This is a genomic window from Streptomyces sp. NPDC048507 (genome assembly GCF_043199995.1).
GTDB lineage: Bacteria > Actinomycetota > Actinomycetes > Streptomycetales > Streptomycetaceae > Streptomyces.
The window spans coordinates 340,301-366,944 of the sequence record NZ_JBICWZ010000001.1; the positions used below are offsets into that span (position 1 = coordinate 340,301).

The window sequence follows — 26,644 nt, forward strand, 5'->3', positions numbered from 1 at the left end:
GACCCGGCGACCTGGGCGGTTGTGATGACCGGGCGTGAACCGAACGGACGACTCCGCACCCTCCTCACCGACGCCCGCTGGGGCGGGCAGGACTTCGCCCGGGCCGTGAACGGCCTCGCGGCCGAGACCGGCCTCACCTTGCGCTACGACCGCACCTCCGTCTCGCACTGGCTGTCCGGGAGCCGCCCGCCGGCCCACGTCGTCGCCCTCGCCGCCGAGGCGCCGCGGCCTCGGGCACGCCGTTCCCCCCGTCGGACGGTACGCCCCCGGCGGCGGGCCGCGCGGCGCCGCTCACGGTGGGGCCCTTCGACGGGACGCCGGTCTACTCCGCCGCCTGGCGGCCCCGGCAGGAGCCGGCGACCGCGCCCTCGGCCCCGGCCCGGCCGGCCCCGGCCCCGCAGGACCCGCCCGGGACCCGGCTCGGGCACCCGCACGGCCGACATGACCTTCGGCAGCGGCCAGGTCCGCCCCGCCCTGACCGCCTACCTCAGCACCACCATCGCCCCCTGGCTGCGCGCCGAAGCGCCGCCCGCCGTCCGCCACCGGCTGCTGGGCAGCGCCGCCCGCCTCGCCTACACCGCGGGCTTCCTGTGCTTCGACGGCAATGAGCAGGGCCGCGCCCAGGCGTACTACCGGGGCGCCCTGCGGCTCGGCCGGGAAGCGGGGGACCCGGGCTGCTACGCCCCCGTGCTCCGGGCGATGAGCGTCCAGGCCCATCACCTCGGGCATCACGGACAGGCCTGGGAACTGGCCCGGGCGGCGGCCCGCGAGGCCCCCCGGCTGCCCGCCGTCCAGGCCGCGTTCGTCACCGGCCAGCTGGCGGTGGCGGAGGCGGCCCGCGGCGACCGGCGCGCCGCCCTGGCGCACCTGGCGGGCGCCGAGCGGCTGCTGGACCGCGCGTCGGGCCGGGGCGCGCCGATCGGCGACTACCACCGGGCGGCCTTCCACCACCAGCAGTCCGAGGCCCTGGCCGCGCTGGGCGACGTCACGGGCGCCGTTTCCGCGCTGCTGTCCTCCCTGCGGCACCGCCCGGCCGCCGAACACCGGGCCCGGGCCGTCACCACCGCCCGGCTGGCCGAACTCCAGCTGGACCAGGGGCACCTGGAGCGCGCCTGCGCCACCTGGCACGAGCTCCTCGACCTGGCGGCCCCGCTGGAGTCGGCCCGGGTCGGCGACGCCCTGCGCCGGCTGCGCGGCAACCGCTCGGCCCGCGCCCTGCTGGTCCGCGTGGCGGGCCCGGTCCCCTGAGGAAGCGCCCCCCGCAGGGGTGCGCCTCACCGCCCCTGCGCGGCCGCCCAGTCCTGGTGCGCGGCGCGGACGCGGTGCCACAGCGCGGCCCGCGCGGGGGCGTCGACGTCGCTCAGGTCCAGCCGGAACACGCCGGTCAGGACGTCGTACCAGTCGTCGGCCGAGTCGATGGTCCGCTCGTCCGTGCCCTGGGCACCGGTCCGGCGCAGCACACAGCCGCGCAGTACGTCCACGCCCTTGGCGTCGCGGAGCTGGGCGGTGAGCACCCGTACGAAGGCCGACTCGGGGGAGGTGGACAGCCGTTCGTGCTCCGCGGCGAAGGAGGCCAGCTCCACGGGGTCCGGCGCGAAGTCCATCGCCGTGAACGAGCCGCGGGGGTCATGGGTGAACCGCCAGCCGCCGGGCACCGCGACCGACGGGGCCAGCGCGTAGGTGAACGGCCCCTGCACGTACGTTCCTTCGCGCAACGGCAGCGGCTCGTGCAGCGCGTCGCCGAGCCCGGTGTCCACCAGCCACCGCTCCCCGTCGAGCGCCACCGTGAGCGCGAGGTGGTTGCCGCCCGCGCCCGCGGGGTCCCGAGGGCCGGCCTGCACTCCGGCCCGGTGCAGGGTGACGTCGTAGCCGAGGGCCGTCAGCAGCGCGCCGAACGCCCCGTTGAGGTGGAAGCAGTAGCCGCCGCGCCCGCGCACGATCCGGGCCGCGGATCCGGCGGCCCCGATGCCCGTGGGCCGCCCCAGGTGGATGTCGAGGTTCTCGTAGGCGACCCGCTCCACCTGGGCCCGGTGCAGGGCCCGCAGCGCTCCGGCCGTCGGGGCGGCCGGCCGGTCCACCCCCAGCACCGCCAGGTACCCGTCGACGTCGATCATGCTTCCCCCAGCCTCCGCACGGATGATCAGCATAGTCACGCGCGGGGTGCGGCGGCCGGGGCCCGTCCGGCCGCCGCACCCTGCGGTCGGCGTAGGCCCGGTGGTCCCGCTGACGTACGCGCCGGGCCCCGGCTCCCGGGAACGGTTGTCCGGGAGGGCGGTCATCGGCTCTACTGCTGTGCGGCCCCCGCACCGGGGCCGAGGCGTGGGAGGGGCTGCGAGATGACAGCGGACGGGCGGCCGGAGCGCGGTGCGGACGGCAGGACCGCGGGGGAGGCCCGCCGCGCGGGCCCGGTGTCCCACCGCCGGCGTTCCCGGTCACGGGGACGCCGCCCCATGCTCGCCTTCCTGCTGTCCGCCCTGCTCGTCGGCGCCTGCGTCGTCGCCGGGGTCGCCTGGCAGCCCTTCCGGGCCGCCGCCGGACAGGACGGCGCCGCGCCGGACACCGGCGCACCCCGGCCCACGGCCCCGCCCGCCCCGTCCGCTTCCCCCGGACCCACCGCGGCCACCGGCAGCCCCGCCCCGGCCGCGTCCGCCCCCACGGCCCCCGCCCCGGGCCCCGCCGACGCCGGTCCCCGCCCCGCCGGAGCCCTGCCCTTCGACCTTCCCGGGCCGGCCGCGCTGCGCTCGGCCGCTGCGGGCGGCAAGCTCGTCTTCGCCCACTACTTCACCCCGTACCCGCTCTCCCTCGACAACGTGAGCGCCGACGCCGACTACTACACCCGCAACTACCTCGACCCCGCGGGCGAGAACGGCAAGCACGAGCGGTACGGCGGGCTGCTGCGCGACCGCCCGCTGCCCGTCGCGCCGAAGGGCGGCGACTGGGAGTACGCCAACCTCCAGCAGGAGGTGCGCACCGCCCGCGACGCGGGCCTGGACGGATTCACCCTCGACCTGCTCTCCCTCACAGGCAAGAACCGCGAACGCGCCGACCTCCTGATGAAGGCCGCCCACGCGGTCGACCCGGCCTTCCGGATCATGCTGATGCCGGACATGACCTCCCTGAAGACCGACGACCCCGCCGTCCTCGCCGAGGCCCTCGCCGTCCTCGCCCGGGCCCCCGCCGCGCACCGGCTCGGCGACGGCCGCCTCGTCGTCTCCCCGTTCAAGGCGGAGGAGAAGGACCCCGCCTGGTGGAGCCGGGTGCTGGACACCCTGCGCGGCCGGTACGGCGTCCGCACCGCCTTCGTACCGCTCTTCCTCGACTTCGACGCCCACCATCAGGCCTTCGCGGCGCTCAGCTACGGCTTCTCCGAGTGGGGCAGCCGCAGCTACGTGGGCCAGGAGGGCGCCACCGCGGCGGTGGACCGCAGCCACGGCCTGGGCAAGGTCTGGATGCAGCCGGTGTCCGTCCAGGACGCCCGGCCGAACCAGGGGATCTACGACGAGGCGGGCAACACCGCGACCCTGCGCGCGACCTGGACCCGCGCGATCGACGACGGGGCGGACTGGGTCCAGCTGACCACCTGGAACGACTACTCGGAGGGCAGCCAGTTCGCGCCGTCCCGGCACAACGGCCACGCCTACCTGGATCTGAGCTCGTACTACCTGACGCGCTTCAAGACCGGCCGGTGGCCGCGGATCGTCCGCGACACCCTGTACCTCACCTCGCGCACCCAGTTCGCCGCCGCCGACCCGACCGGCGGCCAGTCGCTGCTGATGTCCCCGCGCAAGGGCAGCGCCGCCCCCCGGGACACGGTGGAGGTGCTCAGCTTCCTGACGGAGCCCGCGACCGTACGCACGTCCGTCGGGCCCGTCGAGGGCGGCCACGAGACACCGGCCGGGGTGCACGCCCGGCTGCTGCCGCTGGAGCCGGGCACGAGCTCGGCGCAGGTGGTCCGGGACGGGCGGGCCGGGCCCGGGGTGGAACTGCCCTACCGCGTCGGCCCCGAGGTACGGGTGCAGGACCTCCAGTACTACGCGGCGAGCAGCGGCCGCGGAGCCTGACACCCGCGACGGCCGGCCGCGGCCCGCCGCTCCGGCCCGCGGCCGCCCCGCCCGCGGGCGCGGGGCCGGGAGGTAGGCCACTCTGGCGGAATCGGCCCTGTCGGAGCGGCGCGGCGCGGCCGCATGCTCCGGGGGACGACGCCCGCGGGCCCCCGGCGGGGCCCCGTACCGCACCCGGAGGTATCCGTGCCCGACCCGTCCGTCCCGCCCGCCCCGTCCGCCTTCCCCGGCGGCCCCGGTCTCTTCCGGCTGGACCCCGGCGTCGCCCACCTCAACCACGGCTCCTACGGCGCCGTCCCCCTGCCCGTGCAGGAGGCCCAGGAGGTGCTGCGCGCCGAGGCCCACGCCGACCCGGACGCCTTCTTCAACGCCGTCCCCGAACGGGTCGCGGCGGCCCGCGCCCGGATCGCCGCCCGGCTCGGCGCCGACCCCGACGGCCTCGCCTTCATCGCCAACGCCACCGAGGGCGCCAACCTCGCCCTCGACGCGGCCGGACTCGCCCCCGGCGACGAGATCCTGGTCACCGACCACGGCTACGGCACGGTCGTCGCGGCCGCCGCCCGCCGGGCCCCCGTCACCACCGTCGCCCTCGACCCGCAGCTGCCCGACGAGCACGCCGTGCGCGAGCGGGTGCTGGCCGCGCTCACCCCCCGCACCAAGGTGGCCGTCCTCGACCACGTCAGCTCGCCGACCGCCCGCCTGATCGCCGGTCCCGGACTCCTCGCCGAACTGTCCGCGCGCGGGATCACCACCGTCGTCGACGGGGCCCACACGCCCGGCATGCTGGCCGAGCCGATCGCCGCCGGCGCCGACTTCTGGTTCGGGAACCTGCACAAGTGGGGGTACGCCCCCTCCGGCACCGCCCTGCTCGCCGTGGCCCCCGGGCACCGCTCCCGGGTCCGCTCCCTGTCGCCGTCCTGGCAGGACGAGGAGGGGTTCCCGCGCTCCGTCGAGTACCGGGCCACCGCCGACTACACCGGCTGGCTGGCCGCCCCCGAGGGCCTCGACCTCATCGAACGGCTCGGCGCGGCCGACGTCCGGGCCCACAACGCCGCCCTCGCCGCCTACGGAGCGGCCCTGCTCGCCCGGATCCCCGGGATCACCCCGCTCCCGTACACCCCGGGGGTCGCGATGCGGTCCCTGCTGCTTCCGCCCGGCACCGCCGAAACCCAGGACGAGGCACGGGCCCTGCGCGAGGGGCTCGCCGCCAAGACCCGGATCCGGGTGCTGATCTGGCCCCGGCCGGGCGGCGGCGGCATCCGCGTCTGCGGGCAGCTCTACAACCGCGCCGAGGAGTACGAGCGCCTCGCCGAGGTGCTGCCCGGCTTCCTCAGGGACGCCTGAGCAGGTAGGTGTCCATGATCCAGCCCTTGCGGGTCCTGGCCTCGGTGCGCAGCTCCTCGATCCGCCCGGCCACGTCCGCCAGCTTGCCCGAGACCAGGATCTCGTCCGGCGTGCCGACGTAGGCGCCCCAGTAGATGTGGAGGTCCTGGTCGAGGTGGGCCGTGAAGGCGTGCCGGGCGTCCAGCATCACCACCACGTCGTCCACGTCCTGCGGCCAGCCCTCCGCGAGCCGCCGGCCCGTGGTGATCTGCACCGGGCGCCCGACCCGGTTCAGGTTGGTGCGGTGCCGCGCGAGCAGCGCCGAGACGCTGCTGATGCCCGGCACCACCTCGTGCTCGAACTCCACCCGGCCGCGCTCGCCCACCTCGTCGAGGATCGCGAGGGTGGAGTCGTAGAGCGAGGGGTCGCCCCACACCAGGAAGGCCCCGGTCTCGCCCTCGGCGAGGTCCTCGGCGATGAACCGCTCGAAGATCCCGGCCCGCGCGCTGCGCCAGCCGTCCACCGTCGGCGCGTAGTCGTCCGGGGTCCGGTCGCGGTCCGGGTCCCGGCCCTCCACCAGCCGGTGGCCCGCGCGGGCGTGCTCCGCGAGCATCGCCCGGCGCAGCCCCGTCAGGTCCGACTTCTCCTCCCCCTTCTCCAGGATGAGGAACGCGTCCGCCGCGCCGATCGCGCGGACCGCCTGAAGGGTCAGGTGGTCCGGGTCGCCCGCGCCTATGCCGATCACTGAGAACTTCTTCACCGGGCTATTCTGCCCGTCATGCGTGCCGCCCTGTTCGTCACCTGCGTCAACGACGCGCTGTACCCGCGCACGGGCGTCGCCGTCGTGCGCCTGCTGGAGCGGCTCGGCGTCGAGGTGGACTTCCCCGCCGCCCAGAGCTGCTGCGGCCAGCCCCAGTACAACACCGGGTACCGGCGCGAGAGCGAGCCCCTGCTGCGCCGCACCGCCGAGGCCTTCGCGGGCCACGCGTACGTGGTCACCCCCTCCGGCTCCTGTGCCGCGATGATCCGCGAGCAGTACCCGCGCATCGGCCGGAAGGCGGCCGGGGAAGGGCGCGGCGGCGAGCTCGCGGCGCTGGCGGAGGACCTCGTACCGCGGGTGTACGAACTGACCGAGTTCCTCGTCGACGTGCTGGGCGTGACCGACGTCGGCGCCTGCTTCCCGCACACCGTCACCTACCACCCCTCCTGCCACGGACTGCGCTCGCTCGGGCTCGGCGAGCGGCCGCGCCGGCTGCTGGCCGCCGTCAAGGGCCTGGAACTGATCGAGCTGCCCGGTGCGCAGGAGTGCTGCGGCTTCGGCGGCACCTTCGCCCTCAAGAACCCTGACGTGTCCGCCGCGATGGGCGCCGACAAGATCCGCAACGTCCGCTCCACCGGCGCGGAGGTGCTCTGCGGAGCCGACAACTCCTGCCTCGCCCACCTCGAAGGCACCCTGCGCCGCACCGGCAGCGCGCCGCGCGTCCTGCACCTGGCCGAGATCCTGGCCGCGACCGAGACGGAGCCCCCGCGATGACCGGCACCCACCTCGGCATGCCCGCCTTCCCGGACGCGGCCCGCGAGGCCGTGGGGGACCGGGTGCTCCGCGCCAACCTGCGCCACGCCACCCACACCATCCGCGACAAGCGCGCCCGCGCCGTCGCCGAACTGGCGGACTGGGACCGGCTGCGCGCCGCGGGCAAGGCGATCAAGGACCACACCCTGCGCCACCTCGACCGCTACCTCCTGCAGCTGGAGGCCGCCGTCACCGCTGCGGGCGGCACCGTGCACTGGGCGGCCGACGCCGAGGAGGCCAACCGGATCGTCATGGAGCTGGTCCTCGCGACGGGCGAGCGGGAGGTGGTCAAGGTCAAGTCCATGGCCACCCAGGAGACCGGCCTCAACGAGGCCCTGGCGGCGGCCGGGATCGCCGCCTACGAGACCGACCTCGCCGAACTCATCGTCCAGCTCGGCCACGACCGGCCCTCGCACATCCTCGTCCCGGCCATCCACCTCAACCGGGGCGAGATCCGGGACCTCTTCCGCTCCGAAATGGCCGCCTGGGGCCGGCCGGCCCCGGCCGGCCTCGGCGACGACCCGCGCGAACTCGCGGAAGCCGCCCGCCTGCACCTGCGCGAGAAGTTCCTGCGCGCCAAGGTCGCCGTCTCCGGGGCCAACTTCATGGTCGCCGAGACCGGCACCATGGTCGTCCTGGAGTCCGAGGGCAACGGACGGATGTGCCTGACCCTCCCCGACACCCTGATCTCGGTCGTCGGCATCGAGAAGGTGGTGCCGTCCTTCCGGGACCTGGAGGTCTTCCTCCAGACCCTGCCGCGTTCCTCCACCGCCGAGCGGATGAACCCGTACACGAGCATGTGGACCGGCACCTCCGACGGCGACGGGCCCACCGCCTTCCACCTCGTCCTCCTCGACAACGGCCGCACCGACACCCTCGCCGACGAGACCGGCCGCCAGGCCCTGCGCTGCATCCGCTGCTCCGCCTGCCTCAACGTCTGCCCCGTCTACGAACGCGCCGGCGGGCACGCCTACGGCTCCGTCTACCCGGGCCCCATCGGGGCCGTGCTCAGCCCCCAGCTGCGCGGCACGGGGAGCGCCATCGACGCCTCCCTGCCCTACGCCTCCACCCTCTGCGGGGCCTGCTACGAGGTCTGCCCGGTCGCCATCGACATCCCCGAGATCCTCGTCCACCTGCGCGAACGGGTGGTCCAGGGCGGCCCGGTGACCCGCGAGGGCGTCCGCGTCCGCATCCGGCCCGCGCACGGCCACACCGCCGAGCGGGCCGCGATGCGCGCCGCCCGGATCCTCCTCGACCACCCCGGCGCCCTGCGCGCGGGGGAGCGGCTCCTCTCCCGCGCCCGCCGGCTGCGGCCGCGCCGGCTCCCGGGACCGGGCCGCGCCTGGACCGACACCCGGGCCCTGCCCGAGATCCCGGCGGAGTCCTTCCGCGACTGGTGGGCACGAGAAGGGCGGACCCCGCGGTGAGCGACAGGGACCGCATCCTGGCCCGCATCCGACGGGCCCTGCCCGCCCCCGGCCCCGACGGCCGCGCCGACCCCGAACCGGCCGTGCCCCGCGACTACCTCCGCGTCCACGGGTCCCGCACCCCCGCCGAGCGCGTCGACCTGCTCGCCGCGAACCTCACCGAGTACCGGGCGACGGTCCACCGCACGGGCGAGGACGGCCTGCCCCTGCTGCTGGCCCGCCTGCTGTCCCGGCACACCGGCATCCTCGTACCGCCCGCCCTGCCCCCGTACTGGCTCTCCGCGGCCGATCCGGCCCGGATCCACGACCGGGCCTCCTGCACCCCGGCCGAACTGGACCGCGCCGGCGCCGTGGTCACCGGCTGCGCCCTGGCCATCGCCGAGACCGGCACGGTCGTCCTCGACGGCGGCCCCGACCAGGGCCGTCGGCGCATCACCCTGATCCCGGACCACCACGTCTGCGTGGTCCGCGCCCCCGGGCAGGTGGTGGACTCCGTTCCGCAGGCTCTGGAACGCCTCGACCCCACCCGCCCGCTGACCTGGATCTCCGGTCCCTCGGCCACCAGCGACATCGAGCTCGACCGGGTCGAGGGCGTCCACGGCCCCCGCACCCTGGACGTCGTCCTCCTCGGCGCACAATAGGGGCCATGCCCTCCCACATCGCCCTCACCGCACTCGTGGTCCACGACTACGACGAGGCCATCGACTTCTACACCCGCGCCCTCGGCTTCGACCTCGCCGAGGACACCGCCCGCCCCGACGGCTCCCGTTGGGTCGTGGTGCGCCCGCCGGGTGCCCGGGAGTCCGCCCTGCTGCTGGCCCGCGCAAAGGACGACGCCCAGCGCGCCCGCGTCGGAGACCAGACCGGCGGCCGCGTCGGCTTCTTCCTCCACACCGCCGACTTCGCCGCCGACCACGCCCGGATGAGCGCCGAGGGCGTCCGCTTCCTGGAGGAGCCCCGGCACGAGGCGTACGGCTCGGTCGCCGTCTTCGAGGACCTCTACGGCAACCGCTGGGACCTGCTCCAGCCGGCCTGAGCCCCCGGCACGGACCCGCCGGCCCGCCGGGGACCGCCGGGCCCGCGCCGGTACGCTGCTCAGCCGGTGCCGGGCCGGTCCGCGCCGGCCGGGCCCGCCGGGCCGGTGAGCCGGGGCGCCTCGGCCCCCGCGTCGACGGGGGCCCCGGCCTCCACCCGCCGGGCCAGTTCCCCGGCCCACCGGGCCAGCCCCGCCAGGTCCATCCCGTACGCCTGCCCGCACCCCGCCAGGGCCGCAGCCCCGCGCCGCAGCAACCGGGCCCCGCCCACCGCGTTCCCCCGCGCGGCGTGCGTCAGCCCCACCGCCAGCTGCGCCAGTCCCCGCCACAGCGCCTCGTCGGCCCGGGACCCGGACTTCCATGCGTCCTCGAACACCTCGTGCGCGTGGAAGGGCATCCCGGCGTCCAGCAGCCGCTGCGCCTCCGCCACCGTGGCGGCAGGCGTCCGCACCACCCCCTCGGGCTGGCGCTCCACACCCTGGGCCCCGTACGGCAGCGGCCGCCCCAGCCCGTCCCGTGGCCGCGCGCTGCGGGCCCGCCCCTCATCATCGCGATCCCGTCCGTTCACCCGCCCATCCTCGCGCCCCGCGATCACCCGTGCACGCGCACCCCCCGGCGTGCGGTAATGTTCTGCATGTGCCCGCCGCGAGGGGGAAAACCCCAGGTGGACGGCACAACGGGACGTGGCGCAGCTTGGTAGCGCACTTGACTGGGGGTCAAGGGGTCGCAGGTTCAAATCCTGTCGTCCCGACTCGAAAGAGTCGTGCTTGAAGGGTCGTTTCAGAGAAATCTGGAACGGCCCTTCACGCGTTTGCGGGGCCGTCCGGCAGGGCGGCGGAGCCCGCGCATGGTTCGGCCGCGGCCGGGCAGGCGTACGAGCAGTGGGACGGAAGGGTGGTGCCGGATGGTGCCGGGACAGGGCGACGAGCGGTTCACCGTCGCCGTGCGTGCGGTGGACGGGGTGGTGGTCCTCTCGCTCGCCGGTGAGCTGGACCACGACACGGCCGAGCCGTTGCGCGAGGCCCTCGACGGCGCGGTCGGGCAGGGCGGCCGCATGGTGGTGGACATGGCGGGGCTGGCGTTCTGCGACTCCACCGGTCTGAACACGCTGCTGCACGGCCGGATCTCCGTTCAGGAGGCCGGCGGGCGCCTTGAGCTGGCGGGGCTGAGCGGGCCGGTCGCGCGGATGTTCCGGATCACCGGGGCCGACGGGGTCTTCCCGGTCCACGCGGACGTCGATCAGGCCTTGCGGTCGCACCATCGATAGCGAGAGGGGTCGAGGGGCCATGGAGCTGCGCGGGCCGGCGGACCGGAACTGGCTGCTGGTCCTCGACGGGCTCCCCGACCCCGTCTCCCGCAGCAGGGAGTTCACCCGCCGGGCGCTGACCGCCTGGAAGTGGCTTCCGGCGGAGGGCGAATCCGTCCGGGAGGCCGCGGAGGACGTGCTCCTGCTGGTGTCGGAGGTGGTGGCCAACGCCTGCCTGCACGGTGGCGGGCCCGGTGCGCTGGTCCTGGACCGTACCGAGGAGCGGCTGCGCATCGAGGTGACGGACATCAACCCGGCGCCGCCGGAGCCGCGCGACCCGGCCCTGCGGGCCGATCCCGCGCGGCCGGGCGGGCACGGACTGCTGATCGTGGAGCGGCTCGCCCGGGCCTGGGGCTCCCGGCCGGGCGCGGCGGGAAAGTGCGTCTGGCTGGAAGTCCCCTGGCCGTAGGGCCGGACGCGACCGGCCTGCCCCGACCCCGGCTCAGGCCGGGGCGTCCAGGGCGGCGATGATCTCGCCGGTGGTGCTGACCCGGCCCAGGCGCGGGAAGATCTTGCCGAAGCTGTGGGCGTGCGAGTCGGCGTCCCGGTCGGTGGTGGCGTCCTCGGCGAACACCAGCTTGTAGCTGTGCTCCCAGGCGGTGCGGGCGGTGGATTCCACGCCGATGCTCGTCGCGATGCCGGCCAGCACGATGCGGTGGATGCCGCGCCGGCGCAGTTGGAGGTCGAGCTCGGTCCCGGTGAAGGCGCCCCAGTGGCGCTTGGTGACCCGTACGTCTCCCAGCGCGGCGAGCTCGGCCGGGATCTCGGAGAACGCCGCGGGCGGGGCGGAGGCGGGCCCGGGGCTGTCCACGTCGGTGGTGGGCAGGTCCCCGCCATCGGGAGACCAGGCCACGTTGACCAGGACCACGGGCAGGTGATGGGCGCGGAAGGCCTCGGCGAGCGCGACGCCGTTCTTGAAGACCTCGGAGCCGGGCCGCGCGGCCGGCACGGCCAGGATGCCCTGCTGGAGGTCGATCAGGACGAGCGCGGTGCCGGAGTCCAGGGTCAGGGCGCCGTCGGACGCGGGAGAGGCGGTCATGCGGGGCTCCTTGGAGAGGGGGTGGGGGTGGTCAGTCGTCGGCCAGGCGCCGCAGCAGCGGGACGGCCTCGGCCAGCAGCGCCCGCTCCCCGGGGGACAGCCGCTCGGCCATCAGCTCCGCGAGCCGCCCGTGCCCGGCCTCGCGGCGCTCGCGCACGAGGGCGCGCCCCCGCTCGGTGAGGGAGACCAGCAGCCGCCGCCCGTCGGTGGGGTGCGGGGTGCGGGTGACGTACCCGTCGGCGCGCAGGGAGTTCACGGTGGCGATGAGGGATTGAGGGCGGATCTTCTCGGCCCGGGCCAGGTCGGCGCAGGTGGCCTCGCCGAGCCGGTCGAGCCGCTTGAGGACGGACATCTGGGAGAGGCTGATGCCGCCGCCCGTGGCCGCCCGCATCTGCCGCACCAGCATGCCGAGGGCGAGCTGCAGGTCCCCGGCGGTGTCACGGAGCGCCGGTTCGGGTTCCGGGATCATGGGAACGACCGTAAGGAATGACAGGCAAACTTGCAAGGCGGGCTGATGGTATGGGCCGCCCTCACGACTCAGGCGGACGGCTCCGGCAGCCCGCGGGCCAGCGCCCAGGCCAGCAGGGGCAGCACCGCCAGCGGCAGCAGCGCGGTGCGCAGGGAGGTCGCGTCGGCGGCGGCGCCGATCAGCGGGCTCGCGAGTCCGCCGACGCTCACGGTCAGGCCCAGCGTGACGCCGCTCGCGGTGCCCATCCGGGCCGGCAGGTAGTCCTGGCCCAGGGTGACCTGGAGCGAGAAGGGCACGTACAGGGCGGCGGCGGCCAGCGCCGCGCACCCGTAGGCCCACGGCAGCGGCAGGAACAGGATCCCGGCGACGGCGGGCGCGGCGGCGGCGTAGGCCCGGCGCACGGTGGTGACCCGGCCCCAGCGGGCGGCGAGCCGCCCGCCCAGCAGGGTGCCTCCGGCACTGCCGGCGAACAGAGCCGACAGGGCGACGGCCCCGGCGGCGGCGCCCGCGCCGCGCTCGCGCACGTACAGGGCGACGAAGGTGCTCAGGCCGATGAACACCACCGAGCGGACGACCACCACGAGCGTCAGGCGCGCGAAGGCCCGCCGGTCCTCGGCGCCCGCGACCGCCCGCCCGGGCGCACCGCCCCCGGCGCCGGCCGCCCGGCCGTGCCCGCGCCCGGGCCGGGCGAGGAGCACGCCCGCCACCGCCGGCAGGGCCAGCAGCGCCCACCCCGCCGGGCCGCGCACCGCCAGCGCCCCGGCGACGAGCAGCGGCGCGCACGCGAAGCCGATGTTGCCGCCGAGCGCGAACCGGCCCATGGCGGCGTGCCCGTCGCCGGACCGGGTGCGGACCAGCCGCGCGGCGGCCGGATGATAGGCGGCCACCCCCAGTCCGGAGAGGGCGACGGCGGCCAGCGTGGCCGGGTATCCGGCGTCGGCCCCGACGAGCGCGATCCCGAGCCCGGCGGCGGCCACGGCCAGCGGGATGAGCCAGGGCAGCTCCCGCCGGTCGGTGAGCGCCCCGAACAGCGGCTGGACCACGGAGGACAACAGCGAGGCGGCGAGCACGACGCCGGAGGCGGCCGCGTACCCGTACGCCCGCTCCGCGACGAGGAAGGGGACGAGCGCGGCGACCGCCCCCTGGTAGACGTCCACGCAGGAGTGGGCCGCGGCATCACGGAGCGCCGTGGCCCGTGGGGCGGGAGCGACGCGGGAAGCTTCGGATTCCACCCCCGACGGAGGAACGGAAGAAGAACGTTCGGCATTCACTGGATCGACTGAGGTCACCGATCGATGATTGCCGCGTACAACGGCTTCCCGCTTCCGATAAATTGCCGGGTGATGCAGGAAAACCGCCAGGACGATACCGGCCATCCACCGCTGCGCCACCTCCGCGGCGCCCCGACCAACATCAACCGCCTCGACACGCACCGCGGCATCGACGCCCACCGCCACGACGGCCACCAGATCGCCTATGCGGCCTCCGGGGTGCTCTCCGTCACCACCGGTTCCGGCACCTGGGTGGCGCCCCCGACCAGGGCGCTGTGGATCCCGGCCGGGACCGTGCACGAGCACCGCGCGTACGGGCGCACCGACCTGCACACCGTCGGGCTGCCCATCCGGTACAACCCGCTGGGCCTGGACGCCCCCGCCGTGATCGCCGTCGGTCCGCTGCTGCGCGAGCTGATCCTCGCGTACACCCGGGAGAGCGCCGACCCGGGGCCGGCGCGGCGCCGGATGCTGGGCGTCCTCCTCGACCAACTGCGGGTTTCCCCGCTCCAGCCGCTGCACCTGCCCGCGCCCGCCGACCCCCGCCTGGCCGCGGTCTGCGCCCTGCTGTACGCGGACCCGGCGGACCGGCGCGGGCTGGCCGCCCTCGCGGCGGACGCCGGGGCCGGGGCGGGGGAGCGGACGCTGAGCCGGCTGTTCCGCGCCGAGCTGGGGATGACCTTCCCGCAGTGGCGCACCCAGCTGCGGCTGCACCGGGCGCTGCGGCTGCTGGCCGTCGGCACTCCCGTGACGGCCGTCGCGCACCGCTGCGGCTGGTCCTCGGCGAGCGCCTTCATCGACGTCTTCCGCCGTGCCTTCGGCCACACGCCGGGCACGCACCCTGCCTGAGGTCCCGCCGGGAACCGGCCAAGAACCGGCGGTGCGGCGTCCGTTCCCGTCCGGAGCGTCCCGCTCCGTACGCAAGATCATCAAAATCAACTGAAATGATCTTCATGGGGCTTCCGGGGCGACATACTGGGCGGTGTGAAGACCGAATCCGAGACCGTTCTGATCGAGACCGAGGGCCGCTCCGGGGTGATCACCCTGAACCGCCCCGAGGCCCTCAACGCCCTCACGCACCCCATGGTGGTGAGAATCGCGGAGGCGCTGACGGCGTGGGAGGACGACCCGGCGATCGACCACGTCCTCCTGCGCGGCGCCGGGGAGCGGGGGCTGTGCGCGGGCGGCGACATCCGGGCCATCCACGCCGACGCGAAGGCCGCGACCACCGGCTCGCTCGGCTTCTGGCGCGACGAGTACCGGCTCAACGCCCGCATCGCCCGCTACCCGAAGCCCTACGTGGCCCTCATGGACGGGATCGTGATGGGCGGCGGCGTCGGCGTCTCGGCGCACGGCAGCGTCCGCATCGTCACCGAGCGCGCCCGCGTCGCCATGCCCGAGACCGGCATCGGCTTCGTCCCCGACGTCGGCGGGACCTACCTGCTGTCCCGGGCCCCCGGCGAGCTCGGCACCCACCTCGCCCTGACCGGCACGGCCGTCGGCGCCGCCGACGCCCTGATGTGCGGTCTCGCCGACCACTACGTGCCCTCGGACTTCCTGGACGAACTGACCCGGGACCTCGCGGAGGGCCAGGACGGGGCCTCCGCCGACAAGGTCGTGGCCCGCTACGCCATCCCCGTGGGACCGGAGGGTCCGCTCGCCGCCGAACGGGAGTGGATCGACCGCTGTTACGCCGCCGACACCGTCGAGGAGATCCACTCCCGGCTGCTCGGCACCGGCCTCCCGGCGGCCCGCGACGCCTCCCGGGCGCTGCACGCGAAGTCCCCCACCGCGCTCAAGGTGACCCTGGCCTCGCTGCGCCGCGCCCGCGAGGCGGATTCGCTGGAACGGGTGCTGGAGCAGGAGTACCGGGTCTCCGCTGCGGCCCTGTCCATGCCCGACCTGGTCGAGGGCATCCGGGCCCAGGTGATCGACAAGGACCGGCGTCCGCGCTGGTCCCCGGCCGCGCTGGTGCAGGTGCGGCCGGCGGTGGTGGAGCGGTTCTTCGCACCGCTCGGCGAGGGCCGGGAGCTGACCTTCCCCGCGGGCTGACCTTCCCCGCGGGCCGCCCGGCCCCCGGCGGGCCGGCGGGGGCGGCCGGAGGGGTCAGTCGCGGACGATCCGGGTGGCCAGACCGTCGAGGACCCGCTGGAGTCCGTAGTCGAAGTTCTCCTCGCGCCTGCGCGCCGGGTCGCGGTCGTGGAGGGCGGCCGCGTGGTCCTTGGTCAGCGGGTGCCCGTCGAGCGCCGTGCCGGGATCGGGCATCAGGGACCGGAGCCAGTCGCTCTCGCTCATCCCGCTGCGGGACAGCAGGGAGAGGTAGGAGGCCTCGCTGGTCGTGGCGCCGATGACGTACGAGATGACGGCCTTCATCGCGAGGTCGGCCTCGCCGGGCGGGAAGCCCGCCGTCTGCGCCAGGCCCAGCATCCGCTCCGACATCCGCATCAGGTTCGGGCCGAGGTGGGCCAGCCCGACCTGGCCGAGGACCGAGGCCACCCACGGGTGGCGCAGGACCATGTCGCGCAGGCTGTGCCCGCTGTGGGACAGCGAGGCGCGCCAGCCGTCGGGGCCGCCCGCCAAGGGGAGTTCGAGCTCGCCGTAGACCTCGTCCACGACCAGCTCGATCAGTTCGTCCTTGTTGGCCACGTGCCGGTAGAGCGAGGTGGCGGCGGTGCCCATCTGCGTCCCGAGCCGGCGCATGCTGAGCGCCTCGATGCCCTCGGCGTCGAGCAGCCGGACCGCCGCCGCGACGATCTGCTCGCGGCTGAGCGCGGGCTGTTCCTTCTGCCGGCGCGGCCGGGTCCAGACGGAGGGGACGGGGGCGGGGGCCTGCTCTGAAGGCGACATGCCTCCACCCTAGCCCCTTGCGGACACTGTACGCATCGTGCGTACGGCCTCCGCTGCCGCGGGTCGGCGCCGCCGCTCAGCGGTAGCCCGTGGTGTCCGCGGGCCGGCCCGCGTCCTGCACCTCCACCAGGTAGCGCCAGGCGTCCGGCCGGCTCCCGTCGAGATCGGTGAACCCGTACACCCCGGCGAGCTGACCGCTGGAGAGCGACCGGCCGTTCCAGCGGGCCACCTCCGGGTCGGCGGCCAGCGCCGCGACCGCGCGGCCCACGTAGGCGGGGGACTCGGAGATCGCGAAGTGCGGCACCCTCGCCAGCGCGTCGCGCCAGTTGGCCTCCGTCACGCCGAAGGCGTCCAGCATCATCTCCGAACGCAGCCAGCCCGGCGTCAGCGCCACCGCCGTCGCCCCGCGCGGGCCCAGCTCGTGCCCGAGCGCGAACGCCATCCGCAGCACCGCCGACTTGGCCAGGTCGTAGAAGAAGGACACCCGGTAGCGGCCCGCGTTGTACTCGGCCGTGCCGTCCGTCATCTCCACCACCAGCCCGCCCGGCCGGCGCAGCAGCAGGGGCAGCGCCACGTGGCTGGTGATCGCGTGGGTGTCCACGGCGAGGCGCAGCAGCCGCAGCCCGTTGTCCAGGTCGTGCTCCCAGACGGTGCTCTCCCATTCGAAGAGCCGCTCCCCGCCCCAGATGTCGTTCACCAGGACGTCCAGCCGGCCCCGTTCGGCATCGATCCGTGCCACCAGCGCCTCGACCTGCGCGGGCACCAGATGGTCGGCCGCCACCGCGACGCCCAGGCCGCCCGCCGCCGTCACCAGGGCGGCCGTCTCCTCGATCGTCTCCGGCCGGCCGTACTCCGAGCGCCGCCCGGCGGTGCTGCGCCCCGACACGTACACGGTCGCCCCGCGAGCGCCCAGCCCGACGGCGACGCCCCGGCCCGCGCCCCGCGTCCCTCCGGCCACCAGGGCCACCTTGCCGGCGAGGTCCCGGCCGCCGCGCTCCGACTCCGGCATGTCCCGAGCGTACGCCCGCCCGTACCGCCCGGCCCCCGCACGGCCGGGGCGCGCCCCGCTACGAGGGGTTCGCGGGCGGGGAGACCTCGGTGCTGAGCCAGCTCAGCGCCTCGGGGTACATCGCGGCCCAGGTCTGGAAGTTGTGCCCGCCCGACGGCCGCACCAGCGTCTTCACCCGCACCCCGGTGCCCCGGGCGGCCTCGGCGAAGGCGGTCAGCTGCCCGGGCGGGCTGTCCTTGTCCTGGGCGGAGGTGGCCAGGAACAGCCCGACGTCCGCACGCTTGGCCCGCCGGACCAGCGACATCGGGCTGTTGAGCGCACGCAGCCCCGCATCGGGCAGCACCTGCGGGTCCCCGGTGAGCGGATCCGGGTCCAGGGCCGCGCCCGCCCGGAACACCTTCGGATACTGCAACGGCAGCTTCGCCGCGCAGAAGGCCCCCGTCGAGATCCCCATCAGCCCCCACCCCTTGGGCCCGGGCAGCGTGCGGAAGTTCTTGGCGACCAGATCGGGCACGTCCCGGGCCAGCCAGGTGGCGACCTTGCGCTGCGGGGTGTCGCTGCAATCGGTGTTCACCCCGCCCGGGGAGATCTCCGGGATCACCAGGACGAAGGGGTGGGCCGTGCCGAAGCGCACCTGCTGCTCCAGCGCGCCGGGCATGGATCCCAGGTCCAGCCAGGAGCGCGGGGTGCCGGGGTAGCCGTGCAGCAGCATCAGCACCGGGTACCGGGTCCGGGCCGCGCCCGGGTCGTCGTAACCCGGGGGAGTCCACACGATCACCTGCCCCGCGAGCTTCGAGTGGCTGCCCCGGAAGTAGGTGGCCAGGGTGCCGTCGCTGCCCTGGGTGAAGCGGGCCCGGCCGACCGGCGCACCCGTCATCGCGGAGGCGTCCTCGCCGGTCCCGCGTCCGAGCAGGTCGTCCCAGGAGGCGTAGAGCCCGTAGCTGCCGTTGATCCAGGCGGCCACCACGCAGATCGCGGTCAGCTGGCACAGGCCGATCATCAGCACCCGGACCGCCCACCGCACCGCACCGGGCCCGGGGACCCGGTTCCACAGCAGCAGGGCGAGGAGCACGGCGAGCACGGTGACGGCGACGAGGGTGACGAGGAAGGCGGTGCTGGTCAGCTCCACGGCGTCGGCTCCTGAGGTGCGGGAGGGGCGGGTAGGCGGCGCGCGGCCGCCGCCCTGACGGGCCCTCAATGTACGGCGCGGCCAGCCCGGGGGCGGCGGGGCGCCGCGTGTCGCCGGGCGCGGTTCCCGGCCGGTCCGGCGCGGTATACCGGGCCCCGCGCGGGCCGCCGCACCGACGGCAGGCCCGCCCGCCGCCCCTGCGCTCACCCGTCCGGGTGATGGGCGGGGCGGGCCGTCGGCGGCGGGTCACGGGGCGCGGACGTCCACGGTGACGGAGTGCAGGCCGGTCGCCCCGTCGGGGACGGTACCCGTGCGCACGGACGTCTGGACCTGCCCGGCGCCGTCCGTGGCGCGGACCTCCAGCGTGTGCGGCCCGGGCTCCGCGTCCCAGGGCCACACCCACTGCCGCCAGGTGTCGACCCCGTCGGCGGCGGCGAGCGCGGCTTCCCGCCACGGCCCGCCGTCGGCCCGCACCTCGACCCGGGAGATCCCCCGGTGCTGGGCCCAGGCCACCCCCGCCACCGCGACGCGGCCCGCCGCCGGGCGGGAGAAGGCGCGCGGGGTGTCGATCCGCGACTGCGTCTTGACGGCGGCCCGCCGCGCCCAGGAGCGCCGCACCCAGTACGCGTCGTAGTCCGCGAAGGTGGTCAGCCGCAGCTCGCGCAGCCACTTGCAGGCCGACACGTACCCGTACAGGCCCGGTACGACCATCCGGACGGGGAATCCGTGCGCGAAGGGGAGCGGCGCGCCGTTCATGCCGACGGCCAGCAGCGCCTCCCGGCCGTCCATGACGGTCTCGACCGGGGTGCCGGTCGTCATCCCGTCCACCGAACGGGCCACCAGCTGGTCGGCCGGGCCGCCCCGCGACGGCGGCCGCACCCCCGCCTCGCGCAGCAGGTCGGCCAGGCGCACGCCGAGCCAGCGGGCGTTGCCCGTGTACGGGCCGCCGACCTCGTTCGAGACGCAGGTCAGGGTGACGTCGTGCTCGACCAGGGGCCGGGCCAGCAGGTCCCGCAGGGTCAGGGTCAGGGGCCGGGAGACCCCCTCGCCGTGCAGCGTCAGCTCCCAGCTCCCGGCGTCCACGCGCGGCACCACCAGCGCGGTGTCCACGCGGTAGAAGTCGCGGGCGGGCGTGAGGAACGGCGACAGGCCCGGCAGGCGCAGGTCCGCCCCGGCGGGCACCGGCCGGGCGGGGACGGCCGGAGCGGGCAGCGCGAGGTCCGCCCGGGAGGCCGTGGCCCGGGCCGACCCGTGGGCGCCGAGGCGCCGGCCGGCCAGGGCGGCCACCGCCGAGCCCGCGACGGTGGCCGCCACCAGCCGGCCGAAGCCGCGGCGGTCCATGGGCAGGGTCCGGCCGCCGAGCCCCGGCCCGGGGCTGGGCCGGTGCAGGGCCCTGACCAGCAGGTACAGGGTTCCGGCCGCGGCGGCGCCGCCCGCCAGCGAGGGCAGGGCGTCCTTCCAGGAGGCCTCCGGGCGGCCCACCGCGGCCACCGCCCCGAGCACCCCCACCGCCCCGGCGAGGACCAGTCCGGCGCGCGACCGGCGTACGGCCAGGAGGCCCGTTCCGGCGGCCATCAGGGCCAGGACGAGGGTGATCCCGAGGAACAGGGCCGGTTTGTCGGAGGTGCCGAAGGTGCGGATCGCCCACTCCTTGACGGCGACCGGCGTACGGTCGGCCACCGCGGCGCCGATCGCGGGGAGCGGGGCCGCCTCGGGGCGGACGGCCACCGCCGCGAGCTGCGCCACCGCCAGCCCGGCGCACGCCGCCAGCAGCCCGCTGAGCGCGCCCGCGGCCCGCCCGCCGCCGCCCCGCACCCCTTCCGCCGGGACCATCGCCGTCACCTCCGCCCGCGTGCGCCCGCCGCCAGGGCAGACCGGTCCGGGGAACCGGTGGGTGAGCCCCGGCCCGCAAACCGCTCCGGCTTCCACGGTGCCACCGATGCGGGCGCCCGCGCCCCCCGGGGCAGGGCCGTCTCCTGCGGACCGGGCCGGGCGGTGCGGGGCGGGCGGGGACTTCGCGGAGACCCCTTAGCGGCCCTGTGCGGCGGGCAGGGCCAGGAGCAGCAGGGGGGCAGTCGTCGGGGCGGGGGAGCCGCCTTCCGGTTCCAGGGTGACGCCGACGCCGGTGGCCCCGCTCAGGGAGCCCGACAGGAGCGCCGGCGCGTCGGGCCGGGCCGGGTCCATCAGGCCCGCCGGACGCATGCCGCCCGGAGCCGCGAACCACAGCTGGTACACCCGCCCGGCCGGGGGCGCCGCCATCCCGGCGGGCACGAACACCGCCCGGTCCCGCTCCCGGGATGCCACCACCGTGCCCGTGCCGCCGTCCGCGATCCGGCCGGAGGCCAGCCGGGCGTCGGGGGCCGACAGCACCCCGGTCAGCGCGTCGGTGCGGGCCCGTGCGGCCCGCGCCTCCTGCCGGGCGGTGTCCGCGCGCTGGTACTGCCAGGCCGCGACCCCGCCGAGGCCGACCGCCACCGCCACGCAGGCCGCCAGCGCCCACCGCGCCCCCGCCCACCGCGGCCCGGGCCCCGCGGACCGGGCCGCCGGGGCCCGGTGCCGCGCCGCACCCGGCTGTGCCGGTGCGGGGAGTTCGCGGATCCGCCGCAGCACCGCCTCGCGCAGTGCGGGCGGCGGCTCGCTCGCCACGGCCGAACCCAGCAGGGCCGCCGTCTCCGCGAGTTCGCGCACCTCCCGGGCGCAGTCCGGGCAGGTCTCCAGATGGGCCTCGAAGGCGGCGCGCTCCGGCCCGGACAGTGCGTCCAGTACGTACGCGCCCGTCGCCTCGTGCATGTTCTCCGTGCTCATCCGCCCCTCACCCCGAGACAGTCGCGCAGCCGCAGGAGTCCGTCCCGCAGACGTGTCTTCACGGTACCCAGCGGCACCGACAGCTCTTCGGACACCTCGCGCTGGGTCCGTCCCCGGTAGTAGGCGAGGATCAGCGACTGGCGCTGGCGCGGGGTCAGCGCCTCCAGGCAGCGCCGCACCCTGGTCCGCTCCTCGTGCTCCAGCGCCGCCTCCGTCACCTCGTCGAACTCCGGCACCGCGGCCTCCAGCCGGGCCGCACGCCGCTCCCGGTCGGTGGCGGCCTGTGCGGAGCGCACCCGGTCGACCGCCCTGCGGTGGGCCATCGTCAGCACCCAGGTACGGACGCTGCCCCGGTCGGCCCGGTAGCGCCCGGCGGTGCGCCACACCTCGACGAACACCTCCTGGGTCACCTCCTCCGCCTGGGCCCCGTCGCGCAGGACCGCGCGGGCCACGCCCAGCACGGCCGGGGCCACCGCCTCGTACACCGTGACGAAGCCCGCCTCGTCGCCCCCGGCCGCCCGGCCGAGGGCGGCGGCCAGCGACTCCTCGGCCCCGGCCGGGATTCCGGTGCCCGCCCCGGCCCGTGCGCCGGCAGGTCCCCGCGTGACGTCGTCCACATACCGATCTTCCGTGATCGGACCGGTTCCCGCCGCGTCCGGGCCGTCCACCGGCGATGCGGAGCCGGGGGCCCGGCGGACGGGGTCCCGGCGGGAGCGGCCCGCGCGGTGGTCAGGCATGCGGCCGCCCGGCGCGCTCCGCGGCCCGGCGGGCCATCGCCTCCAGGCACTGCCCCTCGTCCGCCCCGGCCCGCCGCACCGCGAGCTCCCCGCGCTTGCGCAGCTCCACGACCCCGTCGGTGAGCCGGTCCGGCCGGGCCGGGGCGGCCGGGGAGGACCGCACGTCCGCCGGTCCGTCCGTCCCGCCCACCAGCGAGGTCAGCAGCTCCAGGGCGGACGGCTGCGGGGCCGCCCGCCCCGCCGTGGTCCCCGTCGGCGCCGCGGCCGGGGCCGGCGTCTCGCACGGGGCGGCGGCCGGGGGCCGCGTCCGCTCGGTCTCGGACATCTCGGTGCACTCCTGTCGGCCGCTGGCCCGGGGGCGTCGGAAGGGGCGGCCGCCGCAGCGCCGCGGCGGCCGCCCCCGGGCACGTCCGGGCCAGTCAACCCAGCGCCCGGGCCGGGAGGGGGTCCGGGGACCGAAACTCCTCCGTCCGGGTAGCACGCCTCACCCGCACGGGTGAGGGCTGCGGGGTGTCGCGTGCGCAGCGGATTTTGATGCGGTAAGGGCGGTGGGTCAGTGTGCGGCCGCCGGTGGCAGGGCGGCGGCCACGGCGGCCGCCCTGGCGTAGGGATCGCCGCTCGGTGTGGCCGGCGGCCGGCTGGTGCCCCGCGCCCACTGCTCCTCGTAGGCGTGCCAGTCGATCTCCCGGGGCGCGGCCCCGCGCGCCAGCGCCTCCTCCAGGCCGTCGAAGTAGAGCTCCCACCGCTTGGCGTAGAACTCGGAGACCAGCCCGCTCCATTCGCGGTTCGCGTAGTCGTGCAGGAAGCCGCCCTCGCTGGTGCTGCGGCGTCCCCACACGCTGAGGATCGAGCGCGCGTCGTACGCGTAGCGGTCCTGCTCCGCCGGGGTCGTGCCCCAGGAGCGGGCCGCGGCCAGCCACCGGCCGAACAGGAAGTTCGGGTCGGTGCCGGTGAGCGCGTCCAACTGCCGTTCCCCGTCGGCCCACTGGCCGGTCAGCTCGTGCAGCAGTGCCGCGTCCTTCGCCTCGTACGCGGCCTTGATCCGCGGCAGCAGCTCCCGCGAGTGGTTGGCGAGGGCCTGCCGCGCGGTGTCCACCAGGTCGAACCGGTAGGCGCTGGACGAGCGCAGCCCCGGCGCCACCCGCAGCAGGTGGTCCAGGGCGCGGCGCACCGAACCGGCCGGGTAGCGCATGGACTTGGGGCTCCAGTACGCGGCCCCGGCCGCGGTCAGCGAGGGCCGGGCGGTGAAGAGGCTGTCCTGGGACTCCGACCACAGCCCGGACGACGTGCTGTACGGGCCCTTGCGCAGCTCCTCCCAGGCCGCGGCCGCCTCCGGGTCGGGCCGTCCGTAGCGGCGGGCCGCGAAGGCGGCGAACCAGGCCCGCTGGTCGACCGGGGCCGGCTCCCAGGCGAGGTCGGTGAACAGGTCGAAGGCCGCCGGGTTGGTGCCCGACGCCTCCGGCAGGTACGCCGTACCGGCCAGCGCGCTGTTGTCCTTGGCGCGCCATGCGCCGAAGCGGTCCAGCCACACCGAGGTGTTGGCGCCGATCGTGGTGTGTCCGCCGAAGTTGTAGATGGTCCCCAGGGCGTACGGGGCCCCGCCCCAACGGGCCTCCCGGTCGAGCCGGTTGTAGCGGTCGGAGAGCCCGTCCAGGATCAGCAGCTTCGAGGTGTCCACGCCGGCGAGCAGCTCCGGCGTCGGGTCGTCCTGCCAGCCCAGCACCGCCCACAGCGCCCCCGGATGCGCGCGGTGCAGGGCGCCCTGGATGGCCCGTGCGGCGCCCTTCACCTCGACGGTGCCGGTCTGCCCGCCCTCGTGCAGCGGGCTCATCCGGTACATCGCGCTGTCCCCGAACACCGCCCGCTGCTCGGCGTAGTACGCGGCCGCGAGCCGGCCGAACACCGGCGACGCCGGATCCAGCCAGTCGGGCCGGTCGAAGCCGGCCCAGTCGCCCTGCGGCACCGTGGCGGCGCCCGGGTTGCGGGCGGCGAACCCCGGCGGCACCGTGCCGAAGTAGCCGGGCAGCACCGGGGTCATGCCGAGCCCGCGCAGCTGGTCGGCGATGCGGCCGCCCAGCCGGGCGCGTTCGCGCACCAGCCGCTCGGTGACCGGGCCGCCGAAGCCGCTAAGGTTCTGCAGCAGCCACCAGCTCTGGTGCGCGGGGCCGGGGATCCACTCCCGCAGCTCCGCGTCCGAATAGCCGAAGCCCTGGAGCGCCTTGTAGTACGGGTATTCGGCGCCGGCCTGCACGAAGACCTCGTTGACGCCGTGCAGGGCGAGCAGGTCGATCTGGCGCCGGTGCTCCTCGAAGGAGCGGTACGGGCCCGCGTACCCGTCCTCGGTGTCGTTGAGGGCGTACCGGTGCGGGACGAGCGCGCTGCGGGTGACCGGCCGGGGTACGGCGGGCAGGGTCGCCGGGAGCATCCCCAGGCTGTCGCCCGGCCAGCCGATGTCGACCCCGGCGACGTGCTGGAGGTACCAGCCGACACCGGTGAGCAGGGTCGCGCCGGTGGAGCCGCGTACGGTGACGGCGCCCGCCGTCCCGGAGACGGTGAAGGTGTCCGCCCCGGCCGCCGTGTCGGGGACGAGGGTGAACTGCCCGGCGTGCCGGGGCAGGAGCCGTTGCAGGGCGGCCCGGGCGGGAGCCGCGTCGAAGGTCCGGGGCGCGGGCACGGCGGGGCGGTCCGTGGCGGGGCGGGCCGGACCGGGGCCGGCCGTGGCGGCCGCCGTGGCGCCCGGCGCCGCGGCCGTGCCGGTCAGGGTCAGGAGTACGGCGGCCAGCGCGGGCAGCACGGGCCGTACCCCGCGGCGGGCGCGGGGCGGGGGGATCGTCGTCATCAGCGCTCCGTCAGACCGGAAGGGACCAGACCTGGTCGGCCTGGTGGTCACCGCAGGGGGCGAGCCGCAGCCGCTCGGCGGGGGCGTCGGGGGCCTGGGGGGCGGCCGGTGCGGTCAGGCACCGGTCGCTCGTCTCCTCGACCAGAGCCCCGTCGCGGCGGTGGCGCCAGCTCTGCCCCGCCTGCCGTCCGGGCGCGCAGTCGGTCAGGGCCACCGACCCGTCGGGGCCGGCCGCGAGGCACTCCCCGGCCAGCCGCAGCCGTCCGCCGCCGCCCAGGGTCCAGCGCTGCCCGGCACCGGCCGTGCACGCCGCGAGGACGACCGCACCGGCGCCGGTGGTGCCGGACCCGTCCGCGCACCGGGCGCCGAGTCCGTTGATCTGCCCCGTCGGTACGGCCTCGGCGCAGCCGTGCGGGGTGAGCCGCCAGACCGCCGTGTCGTGCGCGGCGAGCCGGCCGGCCAGCGCACCGGAGACCCGGGTGGTGGTCCCGCTCCAGAGGTCCTCGGCCTCCACCGTGCAGGCGCGCAGCCCGATGTCGGCCAGCGGCACCGAGATGTCGCGGGCGCTGCCCGAGCGGTTGAGGACGGCGACGGCGCGGTCACCGTCCGCGAGCGGCCGGGCCAGCACCTCGAAGGTGGCGTTCGAGGAGACGACCGCGCCCTGGCGGCCCGCCGGATCCTGGTCGAGGGCGATCAGACGCGTGTTGCCGAGGGCCGCGAGGCCGCCCGGGCTCAGCTGCGAGACCTGCGAGGACAGGATGAAGGGGGCCGCCATCATGGCCCACAGGCCGACCTGGCTGCGGCTCTCCGCGTCGGTGAGCCCCGGGGCGCCCGCGATCAGGAAGTCGGGGTCGTTCCAGTTGCCGGGGCCCGCGTAGCGGCCGAGCCAGCGGTTGTAGCCGTAGTTGCCGAGCACCGAACTCCACCGGGAGGTGTCGGGGGCGGCCGGCTTGAAGACCTTGATGTCGCGGCCCTCGCGCCACAGTTGCCCGGTCTCGCCGACCCAGTCGAGGACCTTGTGCCAGTCCGCGCCGCCCCATTCGCCCTGCTGGAAGTAGGCGGGCGCGGAGGCGGACAGCACCATGGGGCGCCCGCTGTCGCGCAGTGCCCGGGCGACGGAGTTGTAGGCGTCCCGGTAGGCCTCCTCCTTCGTCTTGCCTGGCGGGATCCACAGGTTGCAGCCGTCCATCTTCACGTAGTCCACGTTCCAGGAGGCGAACTGCCGTGCGTCGCGGGCGTAGTGGTCCGCGCCGCCGCCCTCGGGGGCGCCGCTGCCGGGGTAGCGCTCGCAGGTGAGGGAGCCGGCGTCCTCGTAGATGCCGAACTTCAGGCCCCTGGCGTGGAGGTACGCGCCGAGCCAGGCCATCCCGTGCGGGAACTTCCGCGTGTCGACGACCAGGGAGCCCCCGGCGTCGCGCTCCTTGAGCATCCAGCAGTCGTCGACCGTCACCGTGTCGTAGCCCTTGGCCGCGAGGCCCGTGGAGAGCAGCGCGTCCGCGTTGGCGACCACGGTGGCCTCGTCGATGTCGCACATGTAGTGCGCCCAGTTGTTCCAGCCCATGGGCGGCGTGAGGGCGAGCGGGGTGTCCCAGGTCGCCGTCGGTTCGGCCGTCGCCGGGGCGGACGGGAGCGCGAGGGCGAGCAGGGCGGCCGCGGTCAGGCAGGGGAGCGACGCACGCAGGCGAGGCGGCACGGGGTCTCCTTGACGTGGTGGCGTACCGGAGGGGGCAGCGGGGGGTTGCGTGCGCTCAGTGCAGCGGTGCGACTACCCGCTG

Annotated in this window: 26 protein-coding genes and 1 tRNA gene; 12 read left to right on the plus strand and 15 right to left on the minus strand. The window is 76.2% G+C overall.

Features of this window, described 5'->3' with window-relative positions; translation table 11 throughout:
• Window positions 1–441: 441 nt before the first annotated feature.
• A complete protein-coding gene (locus ACGFXC_RS01565) occupies window positions 442–1,248 on the plus strand; it encodes a transcriptional regulator (RefSeq protein ID WP_393708399.1) in 807 nt (268 codons plus the stop codon).
• Window positions 1,249–1,274: 26 nt separating this feature from the next.
• Here ACGFXC_RS01565 and ACGFXC_RS01570 read toward each other — a convergent pair whose 3' ends face one another.
• Complete coding sequence (locus ACGFXC_RS01570; RefSeq protein WP_393708400.1) at window positions 1,275–2,114, minus strand: arylamine N-acetyltransferase; 840 nt, start codon at window positions 2,112–2,114, stop codon at window positions 1,275–1,277.
• A gap of 336 nt (window positions 2,115–2,450) precedes the next feature.
• Between ACGFXC_RS01570 and ACGFXC_RS01575 the strand changes: the two genes are divergently transcribed.
• Together ACGFXC_RS01575 and ACGFXC_RS01580 are read left to right on the plus strand one after the other, a co-directional pair.
• A complete protein-coding gene (locus tag ACGFXC_RS01575) occupies window positions 2,451–4,061 on the plus strand; it encodes a glycoside hydrolase family 71 protein (protein ID WP_393708402.1) in 1,611 nt (536 codons plus the stop codon).
• 186 nt (window positions 4,062–4,247) lie between these two features.
• Window positions 4,248–5,405: an aminotransferase class V-fold PLP-dependent enzyme gene (locus tag ACGFXC_RS01580; RefSeq protein ID WP_393708404.1), complete on the plus strand. Its 1,158-nt coding sequence runs from the start codon at window positions 4,248–4,250 to the stop codon at window positions 5,403–5,405.
• On the opposite strand, the gene cobF is transcribed toward ACGFXC_RS01580, so the two are convergent.
• Complete coding sequence (gene cobF, locus ACGFXC_RS01585; protein WP_393708406.1) at window positions 5,392–6,144, minus strand: precorrin-6A synthase (deacetylating); 753 nt, start codon at window positions 6,142–6,144, stop codon at window positions 5,392–5,394. The genes ACGFXC_RS01580 and cobF overlap by 14 nt on opposite strands.
• Before the next feature lie 18 nt (window positions 6,145–6,162).
• On the opposite strand from cobF, the gene ACGFXC_RS01590 reads away from it, so the two are divergent.
• Genes ACGFXC_RS01590 through ACGFXC_RS01605 form a run of 4 tightly spaced genes read left to right on the plus strand, consistent with a single transcriptional unit; the run spans window position 6,163 to window position 9,420 of the window.
• Entirely contained in the window at window positions 6,163–6,918 is a 756-nt protein-coding gene (locus tag ACGFXC_RS01590) for a (Fe-S)-binding protein (protein WP_393708408.1), read from the plus strand.
• Window positions 6,915–8,384 carry a lactate utilization protein B gene (locus tag ACGFXC_RS01595; RefSeq protein WP_393708410.1) on the plus strand — a complete coding sequence of 490 codons (1,470 nt, stop codon included), beginning with the start codon at window positions 6,915–6,917 and terminating at the stop codon, window positions 8,382–8,384. Before ACGFXC_RS01590 ends, ACGFXC_RS01595 begins: the two co-directional genes overlap by 4 nt.
• Window positions 8,381–9,025 carry a lactate utilization protein C gene (locus ACGFXC_RS01600; protein ID WP_393708412.1) on the plus strand — a complete coding sequence of 215 codons (645 nt, stop codon included), beginning with the start codon at window positions 8,381–8,383 and terminating at the stop codon, window positions 9,023–9,025. Before ACGFXC_RS01595 ends, ACGFXC_RS01600 begins: the two co-directional genes overlap by 4 nt.
• Before the next feature lie 5 nt (window positions 9,026–9,030).
• A complete protein-coding gene (locus tag ACGFXC_RS01605; protein ID WP_393708414.1) occupies window positions 9,031–9,420 on the plus strand; it encodes a VOC family protein in 390 nt (129 codons plus the stop codon).
• A 59-nt stretch (window positions 9,421–9,479) separates the two neighbouring features.
• On the opposite strand, the gene ACGFXC_RS01610 is transcribed toward ACGFXC_RS01605, so the two are convergent.
• The gene (locus ACGFXC_RS01610) at window positions 9,480–9,986 is read right to left on the minus strand and encodes a DUF309 domain-containing protein (protein WP_393708416.1); all 507 of its coding nucleotides are present in this window, start codon (window positions 9,984–9,986) and stop codon (window positions 9,480–9,482) included.
• A 109-nt stretch (window positions 9,987–10,095) separates the two neighbouring features.
• On the opposite strand from ACGFXC_RS01610, the gene ACGFXC_RS01615 reads away from it, so the two are divergent.
• The 3 genes from ACGFXC_RS01615 (at window position 10,096) to ACGFXC_RS01625 (ending at window position 11,133) form a co-directional block, all read left to right on the plus strand.
• Window positions 10,096–10,169: transfer RNA gene (locus ACGFXC_RS01615), tRNA-Pro, on the plus strand.
• Between the two features lie 153 nt (window positions 10,170–10,322).
• The gene (locus tag ACGFXC_RS01620) at window positions 10,323–10,685 is read left to right on the plus strand and encodes an STAS domain-containing protein (protein WP_393708417.1); all 363 of its coding nucleotides are present in this window, start codon (window positions 10,323–10,325) and stop codon (window positions 10,683–10,685) included.
• 19 nt (window positions 10,686–10,704) lie between these two features.
• Window positions 10,705–11,133 (plus strand): ATP-binding protein, encoded by a 429-nt coding sequence (locus tag ACGFXC_RS01625; protein ID WP_393708419.1) that lies wholly within the window; start codon window positions 10,705–10,707, stop codon window positions 11,131–11,133.
• Between the two features lie 33 nt (window positions 11,134–11,166).
• Here ACGFXC_RS01625 and ACGFXC_RS01630 read toward each other — a convergent pair whose 3' ends face one another.
• From ACGFXC_RS01630 to ACGFXC_RS01640, 3 genes are all read right to left on the minus strand, one after another.
• Window positions 11,167–11,763, minus strand: coding sequence for a hydrolase (locus ACGFXC_RS01630; RefSeq protein ID WP_393708421.1), 597 nt, complete (start codon window positions 11,761–11,763; stop codon window positions 11,167–11,169).
• A gap of 31 nt (window positions 11,764–11,794) precedes the next feature.
• Window positions 11,795–12,232 carry a MarR family winged helix-turn-helix transcriptional regulator gene (locus ACGFXC_RS01635; RefSeq protein WP_393708423.1) on the minus strand — a complete coding sequence of 146 codons (438 nt, stop codon included), beginning with the start codon at window positions 12,230–12,232 and terminating at the stop codon, window positions 11,795–11,797.
• Window positions 12,233–12,300: 68 nt separating this feature from the next.
• Window positions 12,301–13,389, minus strand: a complete 1,089-nt coding sequence (locus ACGFXC_RS01640; RefSeq protein WP_393708424.1) for an MFS transporter — start codon at window positions 13,387–13,389, stop codon at window positions 12,301–12,303.
• 186 nt (window positions 13,390–13,575) lie between these two features.
• On the opposite strand from ACGFXC_RS01640, the gene ACGFXC_RS01645 reads away from it, so the two are divergent.
• Together ACGFXC_RS01645 and ACGFXC_RS01650 are read left to right on the plus strand one after the other, a co-directional pair.
• Complete coding sequence (locus ACGFXC_RS01645) at window positions 13,576–14,352, plus strand: helix-turn-helix domain-containing protein (protein ID WP_393708426.1); 777 nt, start codon at window positions 13,576–13,578, stop codon at window positions 14,350–14,352.
• 135 nt (window positions 14,353–14,487) lie between these two features.
• Window positions 14,488–15,555, plus strand: a complete 1,068-nt coding sequence (locus tag ACGFXC_RS01650) for an enoyl-CoA hydratase/isomerase family protein (protein ID WP_393708428.1) — start codon at window positions 14,488–14,490, stop codon at window positions 15,553–15,555.
• Between the two features lie 54 nt (window positions 15,556–15,609).
• Here the strand turns inward: ACGFXC_RS01650 and ACGFXC_RS01655 are convergent, their stop codons facing one another.
• The 9 genes from ACGFXC_RS01655 to ACGFXC_RS01695 all read right to left on the minus strand — a co-directional run bounded on the left by ACGFXC_RS01655 (window position 15,610) and on the right by ACGFXC_RS01695 (window position 26,562).
• On the minus strand, window positions 15,610–16,350 hold the full coding sequence (locus tag ACGFXC_RS01655; protein WP_393708429.1) for a TetR/AcrR family transcriptional regulator: 741 nt from the start codon (window positions 16,348–16,350) through the stop codon (window positions 15,610–15,612).
• Between the two features lie 76 nt (window positions 16,351–16,426).
• Window positions 16,427–17,359 carry an SDR family oxidoreductase gene (locus tag ACGFXC_RS01660; protein WP_393708431.1) on the minus strand — a complete coding sequence of 311 codons (933 nt, stop codon included), beginning with the start codon at window positions 17,357–17,359 and terminating at the stop codon, window positions 16,427–16,429.
• Between the two features lie 58 nt (window positions 17,360–17,417).
• On the minus strand, window positions 17,418–18,488 hold the full coding sequence (locus ACGFXC_RS01665; protein ID WP_393708432.1) for an alpha/beta hydrolase: 1,071 nt from the start codon (window positions 18,486–18,488) through the stop codon (window positions 17,418–17,420).
• 246 nt (window positions 18,489–18,734) lie between these two features.
• Window positions 18,735–20,321 carry a molybdopterin-dependent oxidoreductase gene (locus ACGFXC_RS01670; protein WP_393708434.1) on the minus strand — a complete coding sequence of 529 codons (1,587 nt, stop codon included), beginning with the start codon at window positions 20,319–20,321 and terminating at the stop codon, window positions 18,735–18,737.
• Window positions 20,322–20,516: 195 nt separating this feature from the next.
• Entirely contained in the window at window positions 20,517–21,293 is a 777-nt protein-coding gene (locus ACGFXC_RS01675; protein WP_393708436.1) for an anti-sigma factor domain-containing protein, read from the minus strand.
• Complete coding sequence (gene sigK, locus ACGFXC_RS01680) at window positions 21,290–21,856, minus strand: ECF RNA polymerase sigma factor SigK (RefSeq protein WP_393709579.1); 567 nt, start codon at window positions 21,854–21,856, stop codon at window positions 21,290–21,292. The genes ACGFXC_RS01675 and sigK overlap by 4 nt, the downstream gene beginning before the upstream one ends.
• Before the next feature lie 166 nt (window positions 21,857–22,022).
• The gene (locus ACGFXC_RS01685; protein WP_393708438.1) at window positions 22,023–22,355 is read right to left on the minus strand and encodes a hypothetical protein; all 333 of its coding nucleotides are present in this window, start codon (window positions 22,353–22,355) and stop codon (window positions 22,023–22,025) included.
• A 228-nt stretch (window positions 22,356–22,583) separates the two neighbouring features.
• On the minus strand, window positions 22,584–24,869 hold the full coding sequence (locus ACGFXC_RS01690; protein ID WP_393708440.1) for an alpha-N-acetylglucosaminidase: 2,286 nt from the start codon (window positions 24,867–24,869) through the stop codon (window positions 22,584–22,586).
• Window positions 24,870–24,879: 10 nt separating this feature from the next.
• Complete coding sequence (locus ACGFXC_RS01695) at window positions 24,880–26,562, minus strand: ricin-type beta-trefoil lectin domain protein (protein WP_393708441.1); 1,683 nt, start codon at window positions 26,560–26,562, stop codon at window positions 24,880–24,882.
• Window positions 26,563–26,644 lie beyond the last annotated feature (82 nt).

What these genes read in the sequence shown, in the direction of transcription:
- ACGFXC_RS01595 (WP_393708410.1), top strand. Translation starts at nt 6,915, where the DNA reads ATGACCGGCACCCACCTCGGCATGCCCGCCTTCCCGGACGCGGCCCGC.
- ACGFXC_RS01620 (WP_393708417.1), top strand. Translation starts at nt 10,323, where the DNA reads ATGGTGCCGGGACAGGGCGACGAGCGGTTCACCGTCGCCGTGCGTGCG.
- ACGFXC_RS01625 (WP_393708419.1), top strand. Translation starts at nt 10,705, where the DNA reads ATGGAGCTGCGCGGGCCGGCGGACCGGAACTGGCTGCTGGTCCTCGAC.
- ACGFXC_RS01645 (WP_393708426.1), top strand. Translation starts at nt 13,576, where the DNA reads ATGCAGGAAAACCGCCAGGACGATACCGGCCATCCACCGCTGCGCCAC.
- ACGFXC_RS01690 (WP_393708440.1), bottom strand. Translation starts at nt 24,869, where the DNA reads ATGACGACGATCCCCCCGCCCCGCGCCCGCCGCGGGGTACGGCCCGTG.
- ACGFXC_RS01565 (WP_393708399.1), top strand. Translation starts at nt 442, where the DNA reads ATGACCTTCGGCAGCGGCCAGGTCCGCCCCGCCCTGACCGCCTACCTC.
- ACGFXC_RS01630 (WP_393708421.1), bottom strand. Translation starts at nt 11,763, where the DNA reads ATGACCGCCTCTCCCGCGTCCGACGGCGCCCTGACCCTGGACTCCGGC.
- ACGFXC_RS01685 (WP_393708438.1), bottom strand. Translation starts at nt 22,355, where the DNA reads ATGTCCGAGACCGAGCGGACGCGGCCCCCGGCCGCCGCCCCGTGCGAG.
- ACGFXC_RS01575 (WP_393708402.1), top strand. Translation starts at nt 2,451, where the DNA reads ATGCTCGCCTTCCTGCTGTCCGCCCTGCTCGTCGGCGCCTGCGTCGTC.
- ACGFXC_RS01670 (WP_393708434.1), bottom strand. Translation starts at nt 20,321, where the DNA reads ATGGTCCCGGCGGAAGGGGTGCGGGGCGGCGGCGGGCGGGCCGCGGGC.
- ACGFXC_RS01605 (WP_393708414.1), top strand. Translation starts at nt 9,031, where the DNA reads ATGCCCTCCCACATCGCCCTCACCGCACTCGTGGTCCACGACTACGAC.
- ACGFXC_RS01675 (WP_393708436.1), bottom strand. Translation starts at nt 21,293, where the DNA reads ATGAGCACGGAGAACATGCACGAGGCGACGGGCGCGTACGTACTGGAC.
- ACGFXC_RS01660 (WP_393708431.1), bottom strand. Translation starts at nt 17,359, where the DNA reads ATGCCGGAGTCGGAGCGCGGCGGCCGGGACCTCGCCGGCAAGGTGGCC.
- ACGFXC_RS01590 (WP_393708408.1), top strand. Translation starts at nt 6,163, where the DNA reads ATGCGTGCCGCCCTGTTCGTCACCTGCGTCAACGACGCGCTGTACCCG.
- ACGFXC_RS01635 (WP_393708423.1), bottom strand. Translation starts at nt 12,232, where the DNA reads ATGATCCCGGAACCCGAACCGGCGCTCCGTGACACCGCCGGGGACCTG.
- ACGFXC_RS01655 (WP_393708429.1), bottom strand. Translation starts at nt 16,350, where the DNA reads ATGTCGCCTTCAGAGCAGGCCCCCGCCCCCGTCCCCTCCGTCTGGACC.
- ACGFXC_RS01570 (WP_393708400.1), bottom strand. Translation starts at nt 2,114, where the DNA reads ATGATCGACGTCGACGGGTACCTGGCGGTGCTGGGGGTGGACCGGCCG.